Raw genomic sequence first — 22,690 nt, forward strand, 5'->3', positions numbered from 1 at the left:
TGCCTGCGATCAGGCGGTCTTGTACTCGGACCAGAAGTCGTTCCAGTCCTCGAGGTCCTGCTGGCGCGGGATGTCGCGGAAGAAGAGACGGCCCTCGGAGAGCAGCTTGATCGGCGACTGGTCGTCCCCCTCGATCAGGCCCGAGCGTTTCGCCTCGGCCGGGTCGGCCTCCTGGATGGCCTTCCAGCCGGATTTCAGCGGCGAGAGGCCGGGATAGGCGGCCATCTTGATCGACTTCACCTGGCCCTCCGGGCTCAGCATGTAGTTGATGAACTTGTTGATGATCTCGTGCTTGGTCGTGCCCTTGCCGATGGAATAACTCTCGGTCCACTGGATGCCGCCCTCTTCTGGGATCACGCTGGCCACCGGGGCGCCGTCCTTTTGCAGGACACCGGTGATCCAGTCGCCGATGCCCGCCATCGCCAGCATCTCGCCGTTCTTGAGGCTTGCGAAGGTGCCGCCGTAATCGAAATAGCCGCCGACCTGGGGTTTCAGGCTCAGCGTCTTGTCCATGACCGCCTCCCAGGCGTCCTCGGAAATGTCGAAGGGCGACGGATCGCGGTTGCCCATCAACAGCGAGATCTGGCCAAGCGACGGCAGGTGCCAGTCGAAATGGCCGAGCTTGCCGGTGATCTTGGGGTTCCAGAAGGCGTTGTAGCTCATTGCCTCTTCGCGGGTCATCACGTCAGAGTTGTAGGAGACACCCAGGAGCCCGAAACGCACCATGACCGACCAGAGCTGGTCGTCGGTCCAGTGGCCGGGAAAATTCTGGTACTCGGGCCAGAAGTCGTCGAAGGGGTACAGGCTGGGGTCCATCTCCTCGATGTATCCGGCCATGTTCAGCTGCTGCACGAACTCTGCATCCGACAGGATCAGATCGTAGGTGCCCGGCGGCGACTGGGCGATCAGGCCCAGCATGTTGTCACCGCCGGCATAGTATTTTGGCACGAACTTGACGTTGTTGGCGGCCTCGAACTCGGCCACGATGTCGGGTTCGGCATGGCCGTACCAGGCCAACATGTTGATCTGCACCGGGTCCGCGGCCCAGGCGCGGTTGATCATCGGCGTCGTCAGCGCGGCACCCGCGGCCCCGGCCAGGAGGCGCCGCCGCGAAAGGGTAAAGGTCGATCTGGTCATGGAACCTCCGTGTCGGTCTGTTCTGTAATCCGCCGCCCGATCCGCGGAACTGCGGCCAAAGCGATCTGCTGCACAGCCTATGAGCAGATTGGACCAACTGGGAAATTTCCAGTTGGTATGATTGCATTTAGGATTCTTATGCTTTGACCGCTGATCGCGACCTCTGGATATGCTCCAGCAGGTGCTTCGCCAGCCCGTGCCCGGCCCCGCTCAGCGCGGCGTGCTTGTAGAACAGGCCAATGCGCAGGGGCGCCAACTGGGGAAAGCCCTCGTCCGGGCGGCCCACCCGCATGCCCGGCATCAATGTCGCCGGGGTTAGGGCCGTGGCCCCCAGCCCGGCGCGCACCGCCGTCTGCAATCCGGCCACGTCCCGCGACAGCAGCACGGTCCGCCAACTGCGCCCGGACAGCCGCAGGGCGTTACGCATCCGGCTGGCGTATTCGCAAGGCTCCGGGTGGCAGAGGATCGGCAAGGGTGCCCTGGGGTCCAGGTGGAAACTGTCCTTGACCGCCCAAAAGGGTTCGACCAGCGCGCTTTCGACAAGGTAGGGCACATCACCCTCAGGCACCACGGCCACGCAGATATCCAGCGTGTCGGCGGCAAGCGCCGTGCGCAGGCCGCTGGACAGAAGGCTTTCGATCTCGATGCTGACCTCGGGATGGGCCACCGCGAAGTCCGTGATCGCCTCGAGCAGGAAACTATGGGCGAAATCCATCGGCACGCCGACACGGATGCGCCCGGACAACGCCCGATCGACGAAATGCGCCACGATATCGTCGTTCAGCCGCAGCATCTGGCGCGCATAGGGCCCAAGGGCCACCCCCGCATCCGTCAGCGCAAACTGCCGTCCCGCGGTGCGGATCAGCTTGGTCTGCAACAGGTCCTCCAACCGCCGGATCTGCAGGCTGATGGCGGGCTGGGTCCGCCCCAGCGCCTGCGCCGCGCGGGTAAAACCACCCAGGTCGACGACGGTGACGAAGCTGCGAAGAAGGTCGGTCGGGATATTGGTGGCCATGCAAGCATAGTCGCGCCTTATGCAGTTATCAGGATTATAAATTTTTCATATGCCCAAGGGATTCATAGCTTCTGTCTGAAATACGGGAGATGATCCGATGACCTGCCCAGATTTTAGACAGTTGCTAAGCAGACAGGGGCCCATCGTGACCCCCGTCATCCACGTCCTGGACCGGGACCAGACGCTGGCCAACATCGACATCGCGTTGGAGGTGGGCTGCCCCGGTGTCTTTCTCATCAACCACGATTTCCCGATGGCGCCCTTCCTGCCGATCCTCCGCCAGGTCAGGGCCGCGCGGCCCGCTGCCTGGCTGGGCGTCAACTTTCTGGACCAGCCCGGCGACATTGCCTTTCCGGTGCTGGCAGGGCTCGCACGCGAGGGATTCTCCTTTCAGGCCTATTGGGCCGACGATGCGCGGATCGACGAGGCCGAACAGGTTCAGGCAGAGGCCGCGCGCATCGCCCGCATCCGCGCCGACAGCGGCTGGCAGGGACTGTATTTCGGCGGTGTCGCCTTCAAGAAGCAACGCCCCGTGCCGCCAGAAATGTATGCCACCGCCGCGCGGATCGCGGCCCGTTACATGGACGTGGTGACGACCTCAGGCATTGCCACCGGACAAGAGGCCGACCTGTCCAAGATCGAAACCTTCCGCAGCGCGCTGGGCGCGGCACCGATGGCGCTGGCCTCGGGCATCACACCGGAAAACGCCGCCCGCTATTGCGATGCGGTCAACTGCTTCCTTGTCGCCACCGGCATCAACCTGCCGGGCGATTTCTACAACATCGACCCGGCGCGCCTTGCGGCGCTGCTCTCTGTCATCCGAACCCACGGAGCAAGCTCATGACCCATTCCAAAGGCCCCCGCGACGACCGGTGGTATCTTTCGCTGATGTCCCCCAATACCAAGGGGCCACAATTCGCCTGGCTGGACCCGACCTCGATCTACATCAACTCCGCGGCTTTCGGGGACCTGCTGGACGATCTCTGCGCCGAGCTGAACCCGGGGCAGATCGACGTGGTGGCGGGGCTGGACGCGATGGGCTTTGTTCTGGGCGCGGCGCTGGCGGCGCGGCTGGGGCGCGGGTTCCTGCCCATCCGCAAGGCGGGAAAGCTCTGCGTCGAGACCGACAGCGTCAGCTACGGCAATTACTCGGGTCGCACCCAGGACATGGAGATGCGCACCCCCGCCTTCGCCCCCGGAACGCGCGTCCTGCTGGTCGATCAGTGGATCGAGACCGGCGGCACGATGGATGGCGCGATCCGCCTGGTCGAACGGCAACAGGGCACGGTCGCCGGCCTCGTGGCCATCGCCGTCGAAGAAAACGACAGGACCGACCGCTACCGCGAGACCTACAGCGTGACAAGCGCGGTGCTGCCCGGCACCCCCTGGCAGGCGGACTGCAATGCGCAATCTCTGGGCAGTTTCGCCCGCTATGCCCCGCCGCGCACCTTTCCCACCGCCGGGCGCAGCCCCGCCCCTTGATCCGCCGCGCGGGCCGGTCGCAGGCTGCAGGCAAAAAAGGACCCGACATGTTGTTGCACCCCCTGCCGTGGCCCGACGGCAAACGCCTTGCCGCCGCCATCACATTCGACATCGACGCCGACAGCCTGATCCGCAACGCCCGTCCCGACGACGGGCACCTGCGGTTGGCACCGGTCAGCATGGGCCGCTACGGACCGACCGTCGCCGTGCCGCGCATCCTGGACAGCTACCGGCGGCTGGGTCTGCGGCAGACCTTCTTCATCCCGGCCTGGGTGATGGAAACCTACCCCGCGACGGTCGAGATGATCCTGAAGGACGGGCATGAAATCGGGCACCACTCCTGGCGTCACGAAGACCCGATGGGGCATTCCGATGCGCGCGAGGCCGAGCTGTTCGGGCGCGCGATGGAGGTTCACCAGCGTCTCACGGGAATGAAACCGCGCGGCTATCGCGCGCCGGTCTACAACGCGACGCCCGGCGTGATCGAGCGGCTGGTCACCGAGGATTTCCTCTATGACAGTTCGCTCATGGCGGACGAGATGCCCTACCTGCTTCGGGCGCCCGCGGGTGAGTTGATCGAACTGCCCCCGCACTGGGGCAACGATGACTGGCCCCCCTTCGCCCATTTCGAGGAAATCGGATACCTGATGCCGGTGCGTGCGCCCTCGGACGGCATCCGCGCCTTTGTCGAGGAATACGAGGCCGCGCGCGAGGTAGGCGGGTTCTGGATGCCGGTTCTGCACCCGTTCCTGACCGGGCGCCTGGCGCGCTGGCAGGTTCTGGAACGCTGGCTGGAAGAGGTGCTGACACGGGGTGAAGCCTGGTTCGCCCCGCTGGAAGAGATCGCACGTCACGCCGCCCAACATCGTGATGACCTGCGGGTGGACGAGGTGCCCGGGCCGGAAGGCGTTTAACCGGCCACCAGCCTGCGCAATTCTGTGTAGTCGACCTTGGACCGGTGCCGCCGGTCCAGCGGGATGGCCGCGACCCGGCGCGCATCGGCCAGCCCCAGCGCGCGGGCCTTGGCGGCACAGTCCACCGGGTCCGCCGTGCCCTCGTAGACCAGCAGCGGCCCGCCATCTCCGGATAGCAGCGCGGCGCGGGAGACACCCGGCCAGCTTTCGGCTGCCAGTTCGACCGCAAAGGGATAGAGCGGCCCGTCGCGCCCCGCCGCAACCGCATCGCTCCGCCCCAAGAGCCAGAGCCGCCCCTGCCCGTCCAGCCGCCCGGCATCTCCGGTCCGGTGCCAGACCGTCGCGCCTTCGCGGATCTTGGTGCCGGTTTCCTGTTGCGGGTCCAGGTAGTGCGCGTTGACATGCGCGCCGGCCACCTGGATCTCATCCGCCACGATGCGCACCTGCGTCCCCGGAACAGGCGCCCCGGTCAATAGCCCGGCGCCCTCGGCCATCGCGGCGCGGTCCTCTGCGCCAACATCGGCCCAGTCCAGTTCGGCAATCGGCTCTGCCTCGGTCGACCCATAGACGGAAACCACCCGCAGCCCCGGACCGGCGTTCCGCAAGCGATCCACGAGCGCGGGTTTGACCGGCCCCCCGCCGGTAAAGACGCTGTGCAGCGCCTTCGGGATCTCTGCGGCCGCCAATGTCTCGCACAGCGCGGGCGGCAACAATGCCCGGGTCGCGCCCGTCTGCCGGATCCAGGCCGACAGCGCCTTGGGGCTGACCGCTTCGGGGCGGGTCAGTTTCCAGTCGGGCAGCACGGTTGGGCGCCCCTCCGCCAGATTGACGAGGGCAAAGACCGGAAAGGCCACAAGATCGGTTTCCTCGCGTTCAGTGGCCAGCACCTGCCGCACCGCCTGGAATTGCGCGGTCAGAAAGCCGTGGCTGCGCGGGATCGCCTTGGGCGCGCCGGTAGACCCGGAGGTGAAAGAGATCAGCGCAGGATCGTCCGGGGTCAGGTCCACCGCAGGCACATGCCCGCGGTCCGAATCCGCCGGCGCCAGTCGGGGACAACACCAAAGCGGGGGCAGCAGGCGGATCAGCCGATAGAGACCGCTGGCCAGAAGGAATTTCGGCGCGGTGACCGCCACCGCGTGGCGCAGCCCCCGCAGCCCCATCGCCGGTTCCGGAAAGACCGCCACCGCCCCCAGACGCCAGCAGGCAGCCAGAGCAACATACAGATCGACACCGACCGGCATGGCGATCAGAACCCGGTCGCCCTTGCCCAACCCACGCTTTGCACAAGTGGCGGCGAAACCTCTGGCGCGCCGTTCCAGTTCGGCAAAGCTGACGCGCTCTGCCGGAGTGATCAGCGCGGTGCGGGCGCCCTGTTCCGCCGCGACCCGGGAAAAGCGCCGCGCGAGGTCAGTCATCCAGCACTCGGCCCATCAGCGCGTAGCGGCGAAAGACCTCTCCGCCGTGACGGCGGCTGCGATCGGCCGAGGCGTTGTCCTCGTGGATCAACGCATGGATCACCTGCGCATAGCCCAGGTCGCGCGCCCGGACGTGAAAGGCCTGGGCCAAGTGGTGGCCAAGCCCGTGTCGCAGGCTGGCATAGGTTTTCAGGATCACCGTGTCGGGATTGGCCCCGTGCCCGTAGTTCGGAATGCCGAAGAGATAGCCCTGCAGCGCGCCGGTCGCCGCGTCACGGGCGGTAAAGATCAGGTCCGGCTTCAGCAGGGGCACGAATGGTATGTAGAGCGCCAGGAAGGCGTCAAGCCCGATGGGTTGATAAAAGGCATTGCCCGCAAAGGCGCGGGTCGACAGGGCGTGGACCTCGGCGAAATGCGCCTCGGGCGCGCTGCCATCCCAGTTGGCGATCTCGATGCCGGGCATCGGTTCGGGGTCCGGGCCGATGCCCGCCTCTGGCGTCACGCGGGCCGAGACATAGCGAGAGACCGGGCTGAAACCCGCGGACTCGAAGGCGGCAAGGTCATGCGGACCGCTCTGCGGTTCCATCAGGAAAGGCGGCGTGCCGTCGCTTTCGGTCACCAGGCGGTAGCTGTGCCAGGTGTCGCCGCTCATCGGCCCCAGGACGCGGGTTATGCCCTGCATTCTGACCTCGTCGCAGATCGACCGCAGCAGCGCGGCGCCCTCTTCGGGACTGTCGCACTTGAATTCGCCGATTGTGGCGGTTGCTGCGCCATCCCATTCCGGCCCGTTGGAATAGAGGTTGGCCCGCGCGCCCCCAGACTCTCGCAACTGTTTCGTCATGTCCCCGCTCCCCCGTTCAGCAGGCAGTTGCCGCCATATAGACACAGCGCGGGCAACGCCCCAAGCACGGTGATCCGGATCTCGGCGCCGCGTTGGAACAAAGCGGGCCAGACCTGCGGCAAGAGCCCGGAGAGCAGGATCAGCACCGCCGCCTGCACCTCTTGCCCCGTGTGCCAGGCCATGCTGCCAACATTAAGGTCGCTCAGCAGGAACCACAGCAGCCAAAGCGTGCCGCAGGCCGCAAGGCCGGCGCCCAGGCGCAGCCCCCGCGCCATGTCCGGCAGGCCGTGGGACACCAGCCCCGCGGCAATCGCGGCGCAACCGATGCCGTAAAACCCGATGCCACTGGCCCCGCAGGGCACGTCGATGGCAAGGAAGGCAAAGCTGACCGCCGCCAGTCCCGTCACCACGTTCAGCGCGCCGCGGTCGGTCCCGTCCCCTCCTTGCCGGGCCAAAAGCAGCGCGTGCCCCAGCAGGACCAACCCCGGCAGGACCGCGTTCCAGACGTGGACCGCACAGAGGATCATGAACAGCGCCACCGCATGGATGCGGGCGATCTGTCCGGTGGTTCCGGCGGCCCGGCTCAACCCGTAGGCCAGCGGCATGGCCAAGGCAGCCGCCACCAGCCGCGTCAGCCCGCCCGTGTCCGGCCAGCCGTAAAAATTGACCAGGAACAGGTAGACGCCCATCGGCAGGAAAAGGTTGTCAAGCCCGGCCCAGCTGTCGGCCTCGATCACCGTGGCGAAAAGCGCGATACAGAAGGCGGCGAGGATCAGCTCTCCGCGCCCCATGTCGGTCAGCAGCAACAGGCAGATCATGGCCAGGATCAGCGTCACCAGCAGGAACATGGTGCTGCCCTCGACGCTCTTTCGGCCATCGGGTGTCAGGTAGAAGGTGCGGCCATAGGCACTGCCGGCCAACGCGGCGGCGGCATCGCCAAGCGCGACCACGGAGAGCGGCAGGATGTAGAGCACCGGATGCGACCCCTGCAACAGGAACAACAGCCCCACCGAGACCACCAGCAAAACGTCTCCCCAGGACTTGCGCTCGACCGAGTGCAGCGCCCGTCCCGGCCCTGCCAACAGCGGGGTCCGCATGGCCACCATCGCCGACAGGGCCAAGCCCAGCACCAGCCAGACCGGCCAGTCATCCACGAACAGCCAGGGCAATGGAATGGCCAGCCCCGAGGCAAGGACATGCACGATCTTGCGCGCCAGTTCCGGGTGCCAGTCGCCCCTGCGCGCCACGCGCGACAGGACCGTCATGATGCCCAGAAGGCCCAGGATCAGCCCCAGCGCCAGTGCCGATTGCCAGAGGATGCTCATCCGACTTCTTCGACCACGAAATCGGAATAGAAAAAGGCCATGTCCTGCGCCTTCAGCCGGGTTTCGAGGTCGCCCAACGTTGTGACACGGTGGGCCAGAGCGGGCGGCACGCGGCGCGGCGCCATCATGTTCCAGTAGACCAGGCGTGCCCCGGGCCGCGCCATGTCCAGAAAGGTGCCATAGACCTGCGCGGCCAGCTCGGGCGACATGTATTCAAAGATATCCGACAGGTAGAACCCTGCCACGCCACCCAGGGTCAGCGCCTCTGCCGTGCCCTGCACCGGCTGGATTCGGTCCAGTCGCGACCGGATGATCCCATAGGCCTCTGCCCGCCAGGGCAGTGGCAACGCGGTGCCGTGACAGCGTTTCATGATCCAGTGCAGGTAGGGGTTCTGCGCCGGGTCGGTGTCCACGCCCGCGTGACGCAGGCGGGAAAAGACGTGGTCGGCCACGCTGCCCTGCACATGTTCGAAAAACGCCGGATCGCGGCCCAGCATCCCCATCGCGGCGCGAGAAAAGAACAACCGCACCAAGAGGCGCCAGCGCCAGGTGTTGAACCGATTGTCGAAAAACACCTCGCGCGCGGCCCTGTCGCGTGGCTCGAAGATCGCGTCGATGGTCTTGCGGCTGTGCACCAAGGGCAGCAGGTAGCGCGAGAACATGCGGAAATAGCCCTCGAACTTGCCCAGACCGCCAGCGCCAAAGGCCTCGACCTGCGGCGTCAGCGCCGTCCAGAAGGCGCGGGTTTGCCCCGGTGCGTCCGACAGCGCCCGGGCCAGCAACATGGCCCGCCGGGTGCTGTGGCGCGCGCCCATCAGTTCCAGGAACTCGGAATGGGTCAGGGCCTTGTAGGCACCCAGCCGCAGGTTCAGGCATTCGATCTGTGCGGGCGAAATGTCGACGGCAAAGACCCGTGCCGGATCGGTCAGCAGCAGCGCCAGGGCATTGTCCCCCGAGGCACAAACCGCCACCAGATCGCCCCCCGACACGTCCGCCATCGCCTGCGTCAGGACATCGGCATCCTCCCAGGCCTGGGCATAGCGGATACGCTCGAACGAGGCGCGCTGGTCGATGCCACGGTCATCCATCGCGTTTCCTAACCTCTCCGCTGCCGCCGTCCACCTCGATCAGGTCGCCGGTCTGCAACCAGCAGGTCGCGTCGCGGATGCCGACGACGCAGGGAATCCCCATCTCGCGTGAAACGATGGCCGAATGCGACAGGAGCGAGCCGCGCTCGACGACGATTGCCGCGGCCCCCGCGAACAGCGCGATCCAGCCGGGATCCGTGTTCGCCGCCACGAGGATCTCTCCCGGTTCCAGCATCTCGGTCCTCGGATCGCGAACGACGCGGGCGCGCCCGGTGATCTTGCCTTTGGAACAGCCGGTGCCAGTTCGGTCATCGCCGCCTTCGACCTTGACCGGTGTCGCCTCTGCCGGGCGATAGGCCCCCACGGGTCCGCGCAGTTCGATCCGTTCCGGCGGCGCGGGGCGGCTGGCGCTGGCCTCTGCCTCGGCCTTGCGCATGGCGGCCAGGGCGCGCAGGTCGTCGCCCGGCGCGTTGCCCTCGATGGCGCCCATGACCTCGGGGACGGTCAGGAACAGCACGTCGCGCGGTCCATCCAGCAAGCCCCGAGCGTGGAACTCGCGCCCCATCGCCAGGAAACAGCGCCGCGCCAGGGCAAAGATGCGCGTGCGTTCGAACCGCAGGTTCTCGCGGTCGCGTACGCGGGCGGCGGCCCAGCCCGTCAGGGCGCGCGCCAGGGCACGGCGCAGCGGCTGGCGCGGGAAAAGCCCGTTCCAGTCGGGAACATTGCGGCGGGCCTGCGGCTCATCGGACCGGCGGGCGGCGCTGGCAATGGCAGCCAGCAGCGGTGCCGGATCCACCGACAGAGGCAGGCTTTCCAGCTTCAACTCCTCGGTGCAGCGGTCGCCGAAGTCGGCAAGGTAGGCGGTAACGGCGGCGTCGAGATCGGGGAACGCGGATAGCGCGTCCCGCCCCTGTCCCAGTGCGTCCAGAGCACCGGGCATTTCCCGCGCCATGCGGCCCATCGCGGCGATACGCCGGGCCGGTTCGGCAGAGACGATCCCGCCCTGCCCGATCATGACATCGTTGTGAAACCCCTCGCCCGCCTCACCCGCCCATCGTTTCAACAGCGCGCGCGAGGCGCCGAACCCCATCATGCAGAGGAAATCGTTGACCAGCGGCGCGTCCCAGCGATCCAGCAACCTGCCTTCTATCCGGCGGTACATGGCGGCCAGCTGGGTCAGGTTGGCGCCAGCGGTGTCCGCCCCCTCGTCCAGCGCGGATTGCAGCCGCGCCAGGAAATGCCGCCGGGTCCGGCCCAGCCGCATGGCCTCGAAGACAAGGCCACCCGCCACGCGCCCCAGCCCCAGGAACGCCAGGATCTTCTGCCAGCCGCGCGCCGGGTCCGGTGCCAGCCGGTCGGTCAGCTCGGACGGCAGCGGTTCCTCGACGCCCATCATGGTTTCCATGTAGCCCCGGTTGAGCGAGAAGGCCGGCAAGAGCGCCAGCGCACGATACCAGTTGCCCAGGTTGTAATAGACCCTCCCGTCGACGCGGGTCAGAAGATTGTCGAAGACGGCGGCATTCTCGGCGATCTGCGCCTCGCGCAGGCCCAGCAGGCGGACAAAGGCGCGGTAGACGCGGTTGTAGCAATAGGCGGCAAAGCTGTAGGTCAGCGGGCTGACGAGGCCGGGATAGCTCTCGACGATGTTGGAATTGTCCAGCACCACCAGCGCCGTATCCGGCCTGGGCGCGGGGCGCAGATCGGTGGTGATCGGGCGGGATTGCAGCAGGTGCAGCCGGGTGTCCTCGTAGGCCCATTCGATATCCTGCGGGGTGCCGAACGCCGCCTCGGCCCGGCGGGCAAGATCGGCGACCTCGGTGGCCTCTTGCGGTGTCAGGACCTCGGGCGGATCAGGCGCGTCGACGACGCCATCGCGCGATACGGTCCAGCTTTCGCCATCCACCTCGCCGCCGACCAGCGCGTCGGCCAGTCCCTGCACGGCGGACACAACGCAGATATCCCGGCGTCCGCTGACCGGATCGGCGGAAAAGCCGACCCCGGCCGTCCGGGCGGCGATCATGCATTGCACCAGAACCGCCGGAAGGCCGCTGTCGGCCACGCCCCGGTCGGCCCGGTAGCGCGCGACATGTTCCGCCTTGCCCGAGGCGCGCACCTGCGCCGCCGCCGCCGCTATCCCGTCGGCCGGGACATTCAGGACGGTGTCGAACTGGCCCGCATGGCTGGCTTCGGCCCCGTCCTCTGCGCGCGCCGAAGACCGCACCGCATATGGCTCCGGCCCAAGCGCGGTCAGCGCGTCCGGCAACGCGCCAATTACAGACTCAAGCAGGTCACTGCCATGTTCGGCGAAAGCCTCGTCCGCCAGGACAAGGAACCCCGGGACGTCAAAACCCGCCGCGTTCAGCCGGGACAAGGCTGCGGCCTTGCCGCCCACCTCTTGCGGGTCCTGCGCCCTGTCCGCCGGGATCACCCCCTTCATGTGCCGCCCCCCAGCACCAGCGGCAGCCCAGCAGCACCTGCGTAGCAGACTAGCACCCAGAGGCCCGCCGCCGCGTCCAGCCGCGCCTGCGTGGCACGGGATGGGTGACGCGTGAAGGCGAAACTGACAAGGGCGGCCCCTACCAGCCCCGGGCCCGCCAGAACGACGAAAGGCCAGAACAGCCCAAGAACGGCGCCCAGCCCGACCAGCAGCGAAGCCGCCAAAGCCAACAGTGCCAGCCAGATGCGCGCGCTGCGCTCCGGTCCCCAGAGTGACGAATAGCTCTCGACGCCCTCGCGCTCGGCCTCGGGGGCCCATGTCTTGCGCCCGATCTCCAGCACGCAGCCGTTGACGAAGGACAGCGCAAGGAACAGCCAGAGCCCCGGCGCCGGACCGCCTTGCCCGCGCCATTCGATCCCGGTCAGCATCAGATCCATGATCGGCATGATCGCCATGTGGCTGACGAGGTAGACCAGCATATGCGCGCGCAGCCACTCCGGCGCGCCGAATTCCACGGTCATCAGGGCCAGCCAGAGCCAGCAGAGCAGCAGCAGCCAGACCACCCCGGCCCCCGCCGCCGCGATCAATCCCAAGGGGATCACCCCCACCGCCAGCCAGAGCACGGTCCTCAAGCGCACCAGCCCACGCGGAATGGGACGCTCGGGCCGGTAGAGCCTGTCGATCTCTCTGTCCTTCCATTCATCCGCCGCGCGCATCTGGAAAAACAGGATCATGGCCAGCAGGAACCCGGCACCGTAGCTGCCCATCCCCGGCAGGGGACGCCCGGCCAGCAGCGCCGAAACCGTGATGCTGGCGGCGGAGAACACCGCCAGCAGCGGCGCGGTCTTGGCCAGCGGAAACCGCTCTTTCTGGTAGATCAGGAAACGCTGGACCGGGGTCATCTGAGGCGCGCCAGTTTTTCATGCGCCGAGGCGAAGGTGCCCGAGGCCATTGCCGCGACGATGGAAATCTCGCCGCAAAGACAGGTCGCGGCGACCACCTCGGCCAGAGCCTCGCCGTGGCCCGCGCCGCGCAGGCCCATGAGGTCCAGGCAGGCGGCCTGCGCCGGCAGTCCGGTGCCACCGCCCACGGTGCCCACAAGGATCGACGGCATGGTGACGGAACAGAAGAGCCCCGTGTCGCGGCGTTCCATCCGGGTATATCCGACCGCGCTTTCGGCGACACAGGCGGCATCCTGCCCGGTGGCGATATAGACGGCGGCCAGGCCATTGGCGAAATGCGCCTGCGCCCCGAATTGCCCAGAGAGAAGCGCACCCAGGTTCGCGACCCTGCCATAGTCCAGCATGGCCTCCATCGTCGTGCCCAGCGTGGTTTCGACAACCGCCTCCGGCAGGACGACAGAGGCACTGACCTTGCGCCCGCGCCCGGTGATCATGCCCAGGCTCGAGGCCTTCTTGTCACCCGAGAAATTGCCCTCGACATACCAGTTGCGCGGTTGGATCGGGCAATGTGCGGCCACATGGCGACAGAGCGCCTCTGTGGCGATCGTCACCATGTTCTGTCCGGCGGCATCGCCGGTCGTGTAGCGGCACAGCAGGAAGACCACGTTGTTGTCGATCACCGGTTCCAGCGAGACAAGCTTGCCGTGCCGGGTCGTGCCCTCGGCCCGGGCCTTCAGCAGGTCCGCCTCCGTCACCACCCAATCGACGAACTGCCCCGCCTCCAGAAGCGTTTCGAACACGAAGGCCGGGCTGCGCAACACGCCCTCGTACAGCACCGCCGTGCCGATCCCGCCGGCCTTGTTCGCGGCACGCGCCCCCCGCCCGTAAGAGGCGACCAAGGCGGCCTCCGACGTTGCCATCGGCACGGGGTAATCACCCACGGCGTTGACCCCGTTGATACGCAGCGGCCCGATAACCCCCACCGGCAGCGACACGGTCCCGATCATGTTCTCGATATTGGCGGCGTAGTGCGGCAGGTCCGCCTGCGCCCGCGAGTCAAAGAGACGGTCGGCGCTTTCCGCATCGAGGCCCAGGTCGCGGTGCAGGCGCGCCACCGTATCGGCGGTCACGCGTGGCGACATGCGCAAAGAGCGGCTGCCCTCCGGCCGGGGGGCCATGTCGGGCAGCGCGCCCGTCCCGGCGATCCGCTGCCGCACCCGGCGCAGCATTTCGGAGACGTGAAAAGGGACGATCATGCAAGGACTTTCGCAAGATGGGCCGGTCGCAACCCCGGGGACCGGGCATCACGGGGGGAATACGGGACTGATTGTCGGCGGTCCTTGTCGTGTTTACAACTCGTTAGATGGGTTTGCGTCGAATTTCGGGGGGATCGGTGGCGCGGGCGAATTGTCCCCAGACCGGAACGATGCCACTCCGCCCGCCGTCGCGGGCCCAGCCGACGGGGTGATCCACGCCCTCGCCCATGCGGCCCTGGGCAAGGATGATCGCCTCGGGGTGAAGGGCCAGGTCCCTGTAGTGTTCGTCAGTGACGGCGAATGGCGCGATGCCCGCTGTCACGGGATGGTCCTGCACCGGGGTCACGTCGACGGTTTCCAGCCCCGGCGAGTGATAGCTCCGGCCCCAGACCCATCCGCCTGCCAGCAGGTCGTGTCAGCCTTGCCAGCCGTCGAAACAGATACAGCCCGTGTGCAGCGAGACGATGCCGCGCCCGGCCCCGGCATGAGCGTCCAGCGCGCGTACCAGTTCCGGATCGGTCTCATAGGCCCATTCGGCCCGGTAGGGCGCGTATTTCTCGTTGCCCAGCATCCGGAACCGCAGCGCCTGCACCCCGACAATGTCCGCCGGGGCTCGGTCCAGCGCGGAGACCAACTCTGCCGGAGAACCGACAAGCTCCGTCTCCATGCCAGCCGCAGCCGGGATGCCTCCTGTCAGGATAACCACGCGCATTGCCGTCATTCCCCCGGCAACGAGCGCAGAAGGCTGTGGCAGACGCCGCCGTCGACCACCAGCTGATGCGCATTGACGTAGCGGGGCTGCGGCGAGGCCAGGAACCAGACCGCCTCGGCGATGTCCTCGATCTTGCCCAGACCGCCGTTCGGCACGGCACCTTCGCATGCGGCGCGGACCTTGGGATCGGCATAGAACGGCGCGGACATGCCTCCGTCGATGAACCCCGGCGCGATAGCCCTCGGCATCGAATTTTGCGGCCACGCCTGCCCCGAGGCCCGCGGCGGCCCCGGTCACGATTTCGGATTTCATGCTCATGCCTCGGGTTCGGGTGTCAGGAGAACGGGATAGGACGAAAAGTTCCTGCGGGAGGTGTTGGTGTCCTGCACCGCCGAACGGTCCGGGTCGGGGCGCACGTCGCGGTCCAGCAGCGTCTGGACCAACCGCGTCACGATCCCGTACTGGTGCCTGTCCGGATCGGTGTCCGGCCCCGCCGGCAGTCCGCCGTCAAGATCGCGCCCAAGGCACATGTGCATGCCATAGCCAAAGGTCAGGCCCAAATCGACACGCCTTCGGACAGGGCGCGGCCCGTACGGCTTCCTTGTCTCGGGTCACATGGGTCAGCGTCGCGAATTCCGAGGAGTTCTTGACCAGTTTCAGCAACTGCTCGATTTCCTCCGGCGATTTCTCGGGCCGGTCGAGGCCCGCGAAATCTGCAGTCAGGTTCATCGTGACGCGATAGCCGAAGCCGATCAGGTCCATCCCGCCGCTCGCCGAAAGCAGCCCGATGACCTGTGCCAGGGCGGGCAGGAATATCGCTTTCTCGTAGACCGAGAAGTCGTCCCTGCGGAGCACCGAAAACTCCAGCGCCTGACGCATGGAACGGTCCGTCAGCACACGCGTGATCTCATGGTAGTCGGGTATGACCTGGCCAGCCATAAAGGCCTCCTTGCGGGCATCTGGAAATCCCGACAGCTGTCCCGGTCAGGTGCTTGCCGGGGCCGTCTGCGGGTGACGATTGCATTGGCGCGGATCCTGCGGATCGACGGCCAGCGTCCTCCAGGCTCCTTCCCCGAGCTCCTGTTCCCGGCCAGCCTTCACGGACCGGATCGCTGCCGTCCCAGCCCTCGGCCGCTGGAGCGGGCTGCCGACCGGCACCGATCCGCGGCGCCACACGGGCAGTCAGCGAACCGCCGAAACGCCTGTCCGACCGCCGAGCGCGCCATAGACGCGGGCCTGCATCGCGATCCATTGCGCCGCTGGCCGCGTCTCTTGCTCGACCCGCAGGAAACTGGTCCCGAAGCGGTCCGGGCGAAAGTTCCAGACCTCCGTCAGCAACCATTGCCCCCGGACATGTTTCAGGACGGCCACCGAGGGCACCGGATCGCCGACCAAGAGGTTATCGGTGATCATCCGGGTTTCATGGGTGGCGACAATCGTCGTCTCGTCGATGCGCTGCGCGTCGAGGCAGACCGCGAAGTAAGAGCTGAGATTGAGGCAGAAGATCCGGTGCTGGATGGTCTCGAAGATCATCCGCAGATCGTCCGGCGTGGAAAAGACATGCGCCGCATCGAGGTTCACAAGCCGAAACGGAAGGTCGAAGACCCCCTGGTATCCGTCGAAATCCCTGGTGCGGATCACCCCCTGCGCCCGATGCAACAGATCATCGTATATCGACTTGGCATTCAGGTCGTCGCGATCAGGCATACCCGGCCTTCTGGAAGTGTTCTGCATCCAGCCTATACACAAGGGGATGCAAAAGGCCAGTATAAACAGGGTCTTGCAAGGATTGCCCCCTTCGACAGGCCAATTCCCGCCATCCCGCGACCCAAACGTCCGGATTTCGCGATGCGAAGCCGGCGAAGCTGATTGACGCTGGCGCCGTCTGATGCGACCTTCGCGCCGTTAGCGACAGGGGCGCTCGGGAAACCGGGCTGAGACGTACCCTTCGAACCTGAACCGGATAATGCCGGCGGAGGGAGGCGCACAGGGCAGACCGGATTCCGGTCGACGTCTCGTGATCTCTCATGCCGCCGGGCGAAAGGAGATCACGATGGACGATACGGGACAGCACCTGGATCACATGCGCCGGACGGCGCCACTTGTTCAGAACATCACGAATTACGTCGCCATGAACATCATGGCCAACGTCATGCTCGCGGCCGGGGCTTCGCCCGCGATGGTCCACGCGCGCGAGGAAGCGGCCGAGTTCGCAGGCCTGGCGCAGGCATTGACGATCAATATCGGGACGCTCTCACCGGCCTGGGCCGACGCCATGCTGGAGAGCGCCGGGGCCGCTCAGGCGCAGGGAACGCCCTGGATACTCGATCCGGTGGCGGTCGGCGCCACGGGTTATCGCCGGGACATCGGCGCACGGCTATTGGACCTCGCCCCGACCGTGATCCGGGGCAATGCGTCAGAGATCATGGCGCTGGCCGGCGCCGACGCAAGCGGCAAGGGCGCCGACAGCGCCGACGCGGTTTCCCAGGCGCAGGAGGCTGCAAGCGCCCTGGCACGGCGGACGGGCGGCGTGGTCGCCGTGACCGGCCCCGTGGATTTCGTCACCGATGGCACGCGCAATGCTGAGGTCGCCAATGGCCACGCCCTGATGCCCCGGGTGACAGCCCTGGGCTGTTCCCTGACCGGCATCGTCGGCGCCTTCACCGTCGGGCAGGATCCCTTTGAGGCGACCGTTGCCGCGCTGGCCTTTTTCGGTCTTGCCGGCGAACAGGCCGCCGAAGGCGTCCGGGGACCGGGGACATTCCAGGTGGCCTTCATTGATGCGCTGTACACGATGACGCCAGAGGACCTGGCGCGCGGCGCCCGGATCACGCTGGCATGATCCCGCCGCTCTGTTTCATCACGGATGCCACCGCACCCGCACCGGTCATCGTCCAGGCGGTTGCCGCCGCACAGGGAGGCGCCGAATGGGTTCAACTGCGTGACAAGGTGACACCGGACGCGGATCTGGCCCGGCTCGCGCGGGCGCTGATGACCGCGCTGTCCCCCTTCGGGACCAAGCTGATCGTGAACGATCGGGTCGACCTGGCCATCGCCATCGGCGCGGCGGGTCTGCACGTCGGCCAGGGTGACGGAGATCCCGCCCGCATCCGCCGGAAGATCGGTCCGGACATGGTCCTTGGCCTGTCGATCGAGACGGCAGCGCAACTGGACGCGGTTCCCGCCGGTGTCGACTACCTCGGCGTCGGACCGATCTACGCGACCGGGTCCAAGCCAGATCACGCCGCACCCATCGGGTTGGACGGTTTCGCCGTGATCGCCGGGCGCTCCTCGCTGCCCTGCCTCGCCATTGGCGGCGTGACGGCCCGCGACGCCGCGCCGGTAAAGGCCGCCGGTGGCGCCGGGCTGGCCGTCGTCTCGGCGATTTCACGGGCGGCGGACATGACCGCCGCGACCCGGACCCTGATCCACGCATGGAGGACGGCATGATCCCGAACATCCTTTCCATCGCCGGTTCCGATTGTTCCGGCGGTGCCGGCATCCAGGCCGACATCAAGGCGATCTCGGCAAATGGCGGCTACGCAATGAGCGTCCTGACCGCGCTGACCGCCCAGAACACCCGTGGCGTGACGGCGGTCAGCCTGTGCGACACCGACATGATTGCCGCCCAGATCGCCGCAATCCGCGACGACATCGCCATCGACGCGATCAAGATCGGCATGCTGGGTGACGCGGCCATCATCGAAACCGTGACAAAGGGCATCGCGGGTCTTGCATGCCCCGTCGTGCTGGACCCCGTGATGGTCGCCAAGGGCGGCGACAGGCTGTTGCGGGCACCGGCCGTGGCGGCCTTGCGGGACATGTTGCCCTTTGCCAGCGTTATCACCCCGAACCTGCCGGAGGCGGCGGACCTTCTCGGCTGTGCCGAGGCCGCAACCACGGAAGAGATGATCCGGCAGGCCCGGGCATTGCTGGCGTTGGGGCCGAGCGCTGTTCTGCTGAAAGGCGGGCACCTCTCCGGAGACCGCAGCCCCGATCTCCTAATCTCGCCCGATGTCGAGGCCTGGTTCGACGGCCCCCGCACGGCGACGCGCAACACGCATGGCACGGGTTGCACCTTCTCGTCGGCGCTGGCCACCGCCCTCGGGTCCGGGCTGGCGATCACCGAGGCCGCCGATCGGGCCAAGCGTTACATCAGCGCCGCCATAGCGGCGGCAGACCGGTTGTCGGTCGGGACGGGGCACGGCCCGGTCCATCACTTTCATTTCATCACGGGGACAGACAGATGACCTTCACACAGGATTTGGCCAAGCAGACCGCGGATCTGTGGCAGCAGATCTACGACATGCCCTTCAACCGCGACATGGCATCGGGCACCCTGCGCCGTGACGTGTTCCAGGGATACATCGTGCAGGATGCGCATTATCTCGAAGGCTTCGCCCGCGCCCTGTCACTGGCCGCGGCCAAGGCCCCCTCGGCCGATGTGCTGGCGCAGCTGGCGGGTTCGGCAACCGGGGCAATCCACGTCGAGCGCGAACTTCACGCGCATTACATGGGCCTGTTCGGGGTTTCCGACAGCGCTTTCGCCGCCATTCAGCCCTCTGCGGCCTGCGACCACTACCTGTCTTTCCTGCTGCGTTCCGCCGCGCTGGGGGACTTTCCAGAGGCGGTCGCGGCGCTCCTGCCCTGCTTCTGGATCTACCGCGAGGTCGGCCGGGACATTGCCAAGCACAGCCAGCCGTCAAATCCCTACGCGGCCTGGATCGACACCTATTCCGGCGAAGCCTTCGACGAGAGCGTCTCGCGGATGCTGGCCCTGACTGACAGGCTGGGGGCCGAGGCGGATGGCCCGACGAAGACACGCATGGAAAGGGCCTTTCGCAGGGCCTGCTGGCACGAATGGCGGTTCTGGGACAGCGCCTATCACATGGAGGACTGGGCCCAGCCGCCAGCCGCGCAGGGCGCCCCGGCGTACCAGAGCGGTCCCCCGGTCAGTGTCCCCTGAGCGTCAGGATCAAAGGAGCGGGACCCGAGGTCCCGCTTCGCGCCCGCAACACAAGGGGGCAGCCGCCTGATGTTTCACCAGAACCAAATGGCCGTGTCTTGGGGTGTGGGGAAGAACGGGGACAAAGGCGGCGAAAGCACGCTGTCACCCTACGGTGCAACCTGACCTGATGCGCCGGGCCTGCGCATCCGCCAAGTCATTGGTACCCAAGGCCGGACTCGAACCGGCACGCCCGAAGGCGGGGGATTTTGAATCCCCTGCGTCTACCATTCCGCCACTTGGGCCCGTAGGGCCATATACACATGGGCAAGAATGGGGGCAAGCGGCGTTGGATGCCCTTTTGATCATTCCAGGGCGCTTTCGTGGCCTCCCCAGAGGGATGCGACGGTCGGACGCTGGCCTACTGGAACGCGACCTGCTAGCGGAGAGAAAATTTTGAGGTCTGCAACTCAAGGAGAGCTCTGGATGACAGCCCCACAAGAAACGGACCAGGCGATTTCGGACCGGCTTGATGCCCTGGCGGCAGAGGCGCAGGGCGATAGCGTTTCGCTCGACTGGGTGCTCGGGCAACTCCACGAACGGGCCTTCGGGTTGTTTCTGCTGATCCTCGCTCTGCCTTGCTGCATTCCGTTTCTCTACGGAATTCCACAGGTGGTTGCCCTGCCGCTCATGTTCGTGTCGGTTCAGATCCTTCTCGGTCGGCAGGTTCCCTGGCTGCCCGGCAAGCTTGGAAAGCGCACCGTCACGACCAGCGGACTGGAGTCCCTGGCGCGCCGCGCCGGCCCCTGGCTGCGCCGGATCGAGGCGGTCAGCCGTCCGAGGCTGGGCGCACTGACCCGTCCGCCGCTGGATCGGATCATCGGGATCGCGCTGGTGGCGTTCAGCGCCTCGATCCTTGTGCCGTTGCCCGGCACGAACACCGTTCCGGGCATTGCCGTGGTCGTGATCGCCATGGGATTGCTGCAACGGGACGGGGTGCTGGTCGTGATCGGAACCATCATCGGCACCGCCTGGATATCGACACTTGTCCTGGCCGGGGCAACACTGGCGAGCCTGATCAAGACCTGGCTCGGACTCTGATCACGACCGCGACATCGCCCCGTTTACGCTTGCGCGCCCCGTACGCCTGCGCCACCTGTAGGCAAAGATCGACTACTTGAGGATGCCATGAACCGCACTGTCCTGACCTTGCTTGGTGTACTTGGTTCCGCCGGGCTGCTGCTCGGCGCGCTCTATTTCCAGTACGTTCAGGGGCTGTTGCCCTGCCAGCTTTGCTACTGGCAGCGCTATGGCCACGTCGGCGCGCTGATCATCGGCGGCATCGCCCTTGCGCTGCCGAACCGGATCCTGCTGGCCCTGGCGGCGCTTTCGGCGCTGTCCAGCTCCGCCATCGGCCTCTTTCACAGCGGGGTCGAACGGCAGTGGTGGGAGGGTTTGAAAAGCTGCAGCGCCCCTTCGCTGCAAGGCCTGTCGCCCGAAGAGGCGATGGAGGCGATCATGAACGCACCGATGGTGCCCTGCGACCAGATCCCCTGGGAATTGTTCGGCCTGTCGATGGCCAACTACAATGTCGCGGCCTCTGCCCTGATCGCCGGCCTGTTCGTCATGGCGATGCGCGCACCGCGCTGAGCCGCCATCAGATTCGGATCACCGGCCCCGCCCTGCGGGGCCGTTTTGCGTCGTGACGGTGACGGCAGCTCGCCACTCCAGGAAAAAACCTTTCAAATCAATCCTAAACCAAAGTCGCAGCCTGCCCCTTCCCCCGCTTTGGACCAATATCTTTCCCGCCTCGACCGGCACATCTTCCTGTCACGCCCTGCACCACCGCAGGCCGCAACACAGGAGATACAACATGACCCGCACCATGATCGCCGCCGCCCTTTCCGCCCTGATCGCCCTGCCCGCCTTTGCCTCCAGCGGCGAGTACGGACAGATGGACAAGGCCCGCAAAGCCGAGATCACCGCCCTTCTGACCGAACAGGGTTACGAGGTCCGCGGCATCGACCGGGAAGACGGGATGATCGAGGTCTACGCGCTGAAGGACGGGCAGCGGTTCGAACTGTACCTCGACCAGGACCTGAACATTGTCCGCACCAAGATCGACGACTGATCCCAACCGCGCCGGACCCGCTCCGTGGGTCCGGCCCTGCCCCGGAGACCGGACATGACAGACCACCGCATATGGGATCCCTTCCTGCGCCTCTTTCACTGGAGCCTGGCGATCCTCTTCCTGGCCAATGCCATCTTTACCGACCCGGACGAAACGCTGCACGAATGGGTGGGCTATGCCATCGCCGCCCTGATCGCGCTGCGCCTGGTCTGGGGGCTGATCGGGCCGCGCTCGGCGCGATTTGCCAGTTTTATGCCCAGCAGCAACAGCATCCGCGCCCAGTTGACCGACATGGCGGCGGCCCGCAAATCCGCGCATCTCGGGCATTCGCCGCTGGGCGCGCTGATGATCTTCAACCTGATCGCGACGCTGATCGGAATCAGCGCAACCGGCTACATGATGACCACCAATGCCTTCTGGGGCATCGAGTGGGTCGAGGAGATGCACGAGGTGCTGGTGACCTGGGCAGAGATCTCTGTTGTGGCGCATATCGCAGCGGTCTTCTGGGAAAGCCGCCGCTCGGGGATCAACCTGCCCCGCGCCATGCTGACAGGTGTCAAGCGCGTGCCCGATACGGTACGACTGGACCCATGACCGGGAAAAAGCCGCTTCGCCTTGGCCTGTTGATCGCCGCGCAGAGTGCCTGCGCGGCCTTCTTCCTGCTGGATGTCCTGCGTGACGGGATCGAAGTGGGGTGGCCGCCCTTCACCCACTGGCATTTCATGGTCGAGGCGCTGGCCGCCGCCGCGCTGATTGCCGGGGTGATCTTCGGCACCCGCATCCTGATGGAGATGCTGCGCCGCGAGGCGCACCTGGAACAGCAACTGGGGCTGGCCGCGGGGGCCTTTCACGACATCGTGGCGCAGCATTTCGATACCTGGGGCCTGACGCCGTCGGAACAGGACGTGGCGCTATTGACGCTCAAGGGCCTGGCGATCCCGGAAATCGCCCGGATGCGCGGCAATGCCGAGGGCACGGTCAAGGCCCACCTGGGCGCGATCTACCGCAAGGCCGGGGTCAGCGGGCGCGGCGCCTTCCTGGCCTATTTCATCGAAGAGCTGATGGAGGCCGCGCCCGCGCCCTCGTGACA

27 protein-coding genes, 1 tRNA gene and 1 riboswitch are annotated in these 22,690 nt (G+C 66.6%); of the genes, 12 read left to right on the top strand and 16 right to left on the bottom strand.

The window, feature by feature from the left end; genetic code table 11:
- Positions 1-9: 9 nt before the first annotated feature.
- Positions 10-1,137 (bottom strand): polyamine ABC transporter substrate-binding protein, encoded by a 1,128-nt coding sequence (locus tag G9Q80_RS09190; RefSeq protein ID WP_088714924.1) that lies wholly within the window; start codon positions 1,135-1,137, stop codon positions 10-12.
- Between the two features lie 136 nt (positions 1,138-1,273).
- Entirely contained in the window at positions 1,274-2,152 is an 879-nt protein-coding gene (locus G9Q80_RS09195; RefSeq protein ID WP_088714925.1) for a LysR family transcriptional regulator, read from the bottom strand.
- A gap of 145 nt (positions 2,153-2,297) precedes the next feature.
- Between G9Q80_RS09195 and G9Q80_RS09200 the strand changes: the two genes are divergently transcribed.
- From G9Q80_RS09200 to G9Q80_RS09210, 3 genes are read left to right on the top strand one after another with little or no spacing between them, the layout of a single operon-like run.
- Complete coding sequence (locus G9Q80_RS09200; RefSeq protein ID WP_232788187.1) at positions 2,298-2,996, top strand: BtpA/SgcQ family protein; 699 nt, start codon at positions 2,298-2,300, stop codon at positions 2,994-2,996.
- Positions 2,993-3,634 (top strand): phosphoribosyltransferase family protein, encoded by a 642-nt coding sequence (locus tag G9Q80_RS09205; RefSeq protein ID WP_088714927.1) that lies wholly within the window; start codon positions 2,993-2,995, stop codon positions 3,632-3,634. The genes G9Q80_RS09200 and G9Q80_RS09205 overlap by 4 nt, the downstream gene beginning before the upstream one ends.
- A gap of 47 nt (positions 3,635-3,681) precedes the next feature.
- Positions 3,682-4,548 (top strand): polysaccharide deacetylase family protein, encoded by an 867-nt coding sequence (locus tag G9Q80_RS09210; RefSeq protein ID WP_088714928.1) that lies wholly within the window; start codon positions 3,682-3,684, stop codon positions 4,546-4,548.
- Here the strand turns inward: G9Q80_RS09210 and G9Q80_RS09215 are convergent.
- The 13 genes from G9Q80_RS09215 to G9Q80_RS09275 form a co-directional block, all read right to left on the bottom strand.
- On the bottom strand, positions 4,545-5,963 hold the full coding sequence (locus G9Q80_RS09215) for an AMP-binding protein (RefSeq protein WP_088714929.1): 1,419 nt from the start codon (positions 5,961-5,963) through the stop codon (positions 4,545-4,547). The two genes, G9Q80_RS09210 and G9Q80_RS09215, sit on opposite strands and share 4 nt — an antisense overlap.
- Positions 5,956-6,804, bottom strand: coding sequence for a hypothetical protein (locus G9Q80_RS09220; RefSeq protein WP_088714930.1), 849 nt, complete (start codon positions 6,802-6,804; stop codon positions 5,956-5,958). Before G9Q80_RS09220 ends, G9Q80_RS09215 begins: the two co-directional genes overlap by 8 nt.
- Positions 6,801-8,129, bottom strand: coding sequence for a hypothetical protein (locus G9Q80_RS09225; RefSeq protein WP_088714931.1), 1,329 nt, complete (start codon positions 8,127-8,129; stop codon positions 6,801-6,803). Before G9Q80_RS09225 ends, G9Q80_RS09220 begins: the two co-directional genes overlap by 4 nt.
- The gene (locus G9Q80_RS09230; protein WP_088714932.1) at positions 8,126-9,217 is read right to left on the bottom strand and encodes a DUF3419 family protein; all 1,092 of its coding nucleotides are present in this window, start codon (positions 9,215-9,217) and stop codon (positions 8,126-8,128) included. The genes G9Q80_RS09225 and G9Q80_RS09230 overlap by 4 nt, the downstream gene beginning before the upstream one ends.
- A complete protein-coding gene (locus G9Q80_RS09235; RefSeq protein ID WP_088714933.1) occupies positions 9,210-11,654 on the bottom strand; it encodes a PEP/pyruvate-binding domain-containing protein in 2,445 nt (814 codons plus the stop codon). Before G9Q80_RS09235 ends, G9Q80_RS09230 begins: the two co-directional genes overlap by 8 nt.
- Entirely contained in the window at positions 11,651-12,556 is a 906-nt protein-coding gene (locus G9Q80_RS09240) for a UbiA family prenyltransferase (protein ID WP_088714934.1), read from the bottom strand. Before G9Q80_RS09240 ends, G9Q80_RS09235 begins: the two co-directional genes overlap by 4 nt.
- Positions 12,553-13,812 (bottom strand): hydroxymethylglutaryl-CoA reductase, encoded by a 1,260-nt coding sequence (locus tag G9Q80_RS09245; RefSeq protein WP_088714935.1) that lies wholly within the window; start codon positions 13,810-13,812, stop codon positions 12,553-12,555. Before G9Q80_RS09245 ends, G9Q80_RS09240 begins: the two co-directional genes overlap by 4 nt.
- A gap of 103 nt (positions 13,813-13,915) precedes the next feature.
- Positions 13,916-14,158: a type 1 glutamine amidotransferase family protein gene (locus tag G9Q80_RS09250; protein WP_133066393.1), complete on the bottom strand. Its 243-nt coding sequence runs from the start codon at positions 14,156-14,158 to the stop codon at positions 13,916-13,918.
- Between the two features lie 69 nt (positions 14,159-14,227).
- Positions 14,228-14,524 carry a hypothetical protein gene (locus tag G9Q80_RS09255; RefSeq protein ID WP_133066394.1) on the bottom strand — a complete coding sequence of 99 codons (297 nt, stop codon included), beginning with the start codon at positions 14,522-14,524 and terminating at the stop codon, positions 14,228-14,230.
- Between the two features lie 5 nt (positions 14,525-14,529).
- The gene (locus G9Q80_RS09260; RefSeq protein ID WP_088714938.1) at positions 14,530-14,772 is read right to left on the bottom strand and encodes an SDR family oxidoreductase; all 243 of its coding nucleotides are present in this window, start codon (positions 14,770-14,772) and stop codon (positions 14,530-14,532) included.
- Between the two features lie 66 nt (positions 14,773-14,838).
- Positions 14,839-15,054 (bottom strand): hypothetical protein, encoded by a 216-nt coding sequence (locus G9Q80_RS09265; protein ID WP_088714939.1) that lies wholly within the window; start codon positions 15,052-15,054, stop codon positions 14,839-14,841.
- Complete coding sequence (locus G9Q80_RS09270) at positions 15,032-15,463, bottom strand: hypothetical protein (RefSeq protein ID WP_088714940.1); 432 nt, start codon at positions 15,461-15,463, stop codon at positions 15,032-15,034. The genes G9Q80_RS09265 and G9Q80_RS09270 overlap by 23 nt, the downstream gene beginning before the upstream one ends.
- Positions 15,464-15,706: 243 nt before the next feature.
- Positions 15,707-16,231: a hypothetical protein gene (locus tag G9Q80_RS09275; RefSeq protein ID WP_088714941.1), complete on the bottom strand. Its 525-nt coding sequence runs from the start codon at positions 16,229-16,231 to the stop codon at positions 15,707-15,709.
- Positions 16,232-16,427: 196 nt separating this feature from the next.
- Positions 16,428-16,522: riboswitch (TPP riboswitch) on the top strand.
- Between the two features lie 55 nt (positions 16,523-16,577).
- Between G9Q80_RS09275 and thiM the strand changes: the two genes are divergently transcribed.
- Genes thiM through tenA form a run of 4 tightly spaced genes read left to right on the top strand, consistent with a single transcriptional unit; the run spans position 16,578 to position 19,490 of the window.
- Positions 16,578-17,366: a hydroxyethylthiazole kinase gene (thiM, locus tag G9Q80_RS09280; RefSeq protein ID WP_088714942.1), complete on the top strand. Its 789-nt coding sequence runs from the start codon at positions 16,578-16,580 to the stop codon at positions 17,364-17,366.
- Entirely contained in the window at positions 17,363-17,974 is a 612-nt protein-coding gene (gene thiE, locus G9Q80_RS09285; RefSeq protein WP_069211443.1) for a thiamine phosphate synthase, read from the top strand. The genes thiM and thiE overlap by 4 nt, the downstream gene beginning before the upstream one ends.
- Positions 17,971-18,774 carry a bifunctional hydroxymethylpyrimidine kinase/phosphomethylpyrimidine kinase gene (thiD, locus tag G9Q80_RS09290; protein ID WP_088715089.1) on the top strand — a complete coding sequence of 268 codons (804 nt, stop codon included), beginning with the start codon at positions 17,971-17,973 and terminating at the stop codon, positions 18,772-18,774. The genes thiE and thiD overlap by 4 nt, the downstream gene beginning before the upstream one ends.
- Positions 18,771-19,490, top strand: a complete 720-nt coding sequence (gene tenA, locus G9Q80_RS09295) for a thiaminase II (RefSeq protein WP_069211444.1) — start codon at positions 18,771-18,773, stop codon at positions 19,488-19,490. The genes thiD and tenA overlap by 4 nt, the downstream gene beginning before the upstream one ends.
- A 200-nt stretch (positions 19,491-19,690) precedes the next feature.
- Here tenA and G9Q80_RS09300 read toward each other — a convergent pair.
- Positions 19,691-19,774, bottom strand: a tRNA-Leu gene (locus G9Q80_RS09300).
- Positions 19,775-19,955: 181 nt separating this feature from the next.
- Between G9Q80_RS09300 and G9Q80_RS09305 the strand changes: the two genes are divergently transcribed.
- The 5 genes from G9Q80_RS09305 (at position 19,956) to G9Q80_RS09325 (ending at position 22,688) form a co-directional block, all read left to right on the top strand.
- Complete coding sequence (locus G9Q80_RS09305; RefSeq protein WP_088714943.1) at positions 19,956-20,570, top strand: exopolysaccharide biosynthesis protein; 615 nt, start codon at positions 19,956-19,958, stop codon at positions 20,568-20,570.
- Between the two features lie 87 nt (positions 20,571-20,657).
- A complete protein-coding gene (locus G9Q80_RS09310; RefSeq protein WP_074620425.1) occupies positions 20,658-21,119 on the top strand; it encodes a disulfide bond formation protein B in 462 nt (153 codons plus the stop codon).
- A gap of 223 nt (positions 21,120-21,342) precedes the next feature.
- Positions 21,343-21,600: a PepSY domain-containing protein gene (locus G9Q80_RS09315; RefSeq protein ID WP_043139549.1), complete on the top strand. Its 258-nt coding sequence runs from the start codon at positions 21,343-21,345 to the stop codon at positions 21,598-21,600.
- A gap of 54 nt (positions 21,601-21,654) precedes the next feature.
- Entirely contained in the window at positions 21,655-22,194 is a 540-nt protein-coding gene (locus G9Q80_RS09320; RefSeq protein WP_074620424.1) for a cytochrome b/b6 domain-containing protein, read from the top strand.
- The gene (locus G9Q80_RS09325; RefSeq protein WP_088714944.1) at positions 22,191-22,688 is read left to right on the top strand and encodes a helix-turn-helix transcriptional regulator; all 498 of its coding nucleotides are present in this window, start codon (positions 22,191-22,193) and stop codon (positions 22,686-22,688) included. Before G9Q80_RS09320 ends, G9Q80_RS09325 begins: the two co-directional genes overlap by 4 nt.
- Positions 22,689-22,690 lie beyond the last annotated feature (2 nt).

Source organism: Mameliella sp. LZ-28 (genome assembly GCF_012274245.1).
Classification (GTDB): Bacteria; Pseudomonadota; Alphaproteobacteria; order Rhodobacterales; family Rhodobacteraceae; genus Antarctobacter; species Antarctobacter albus.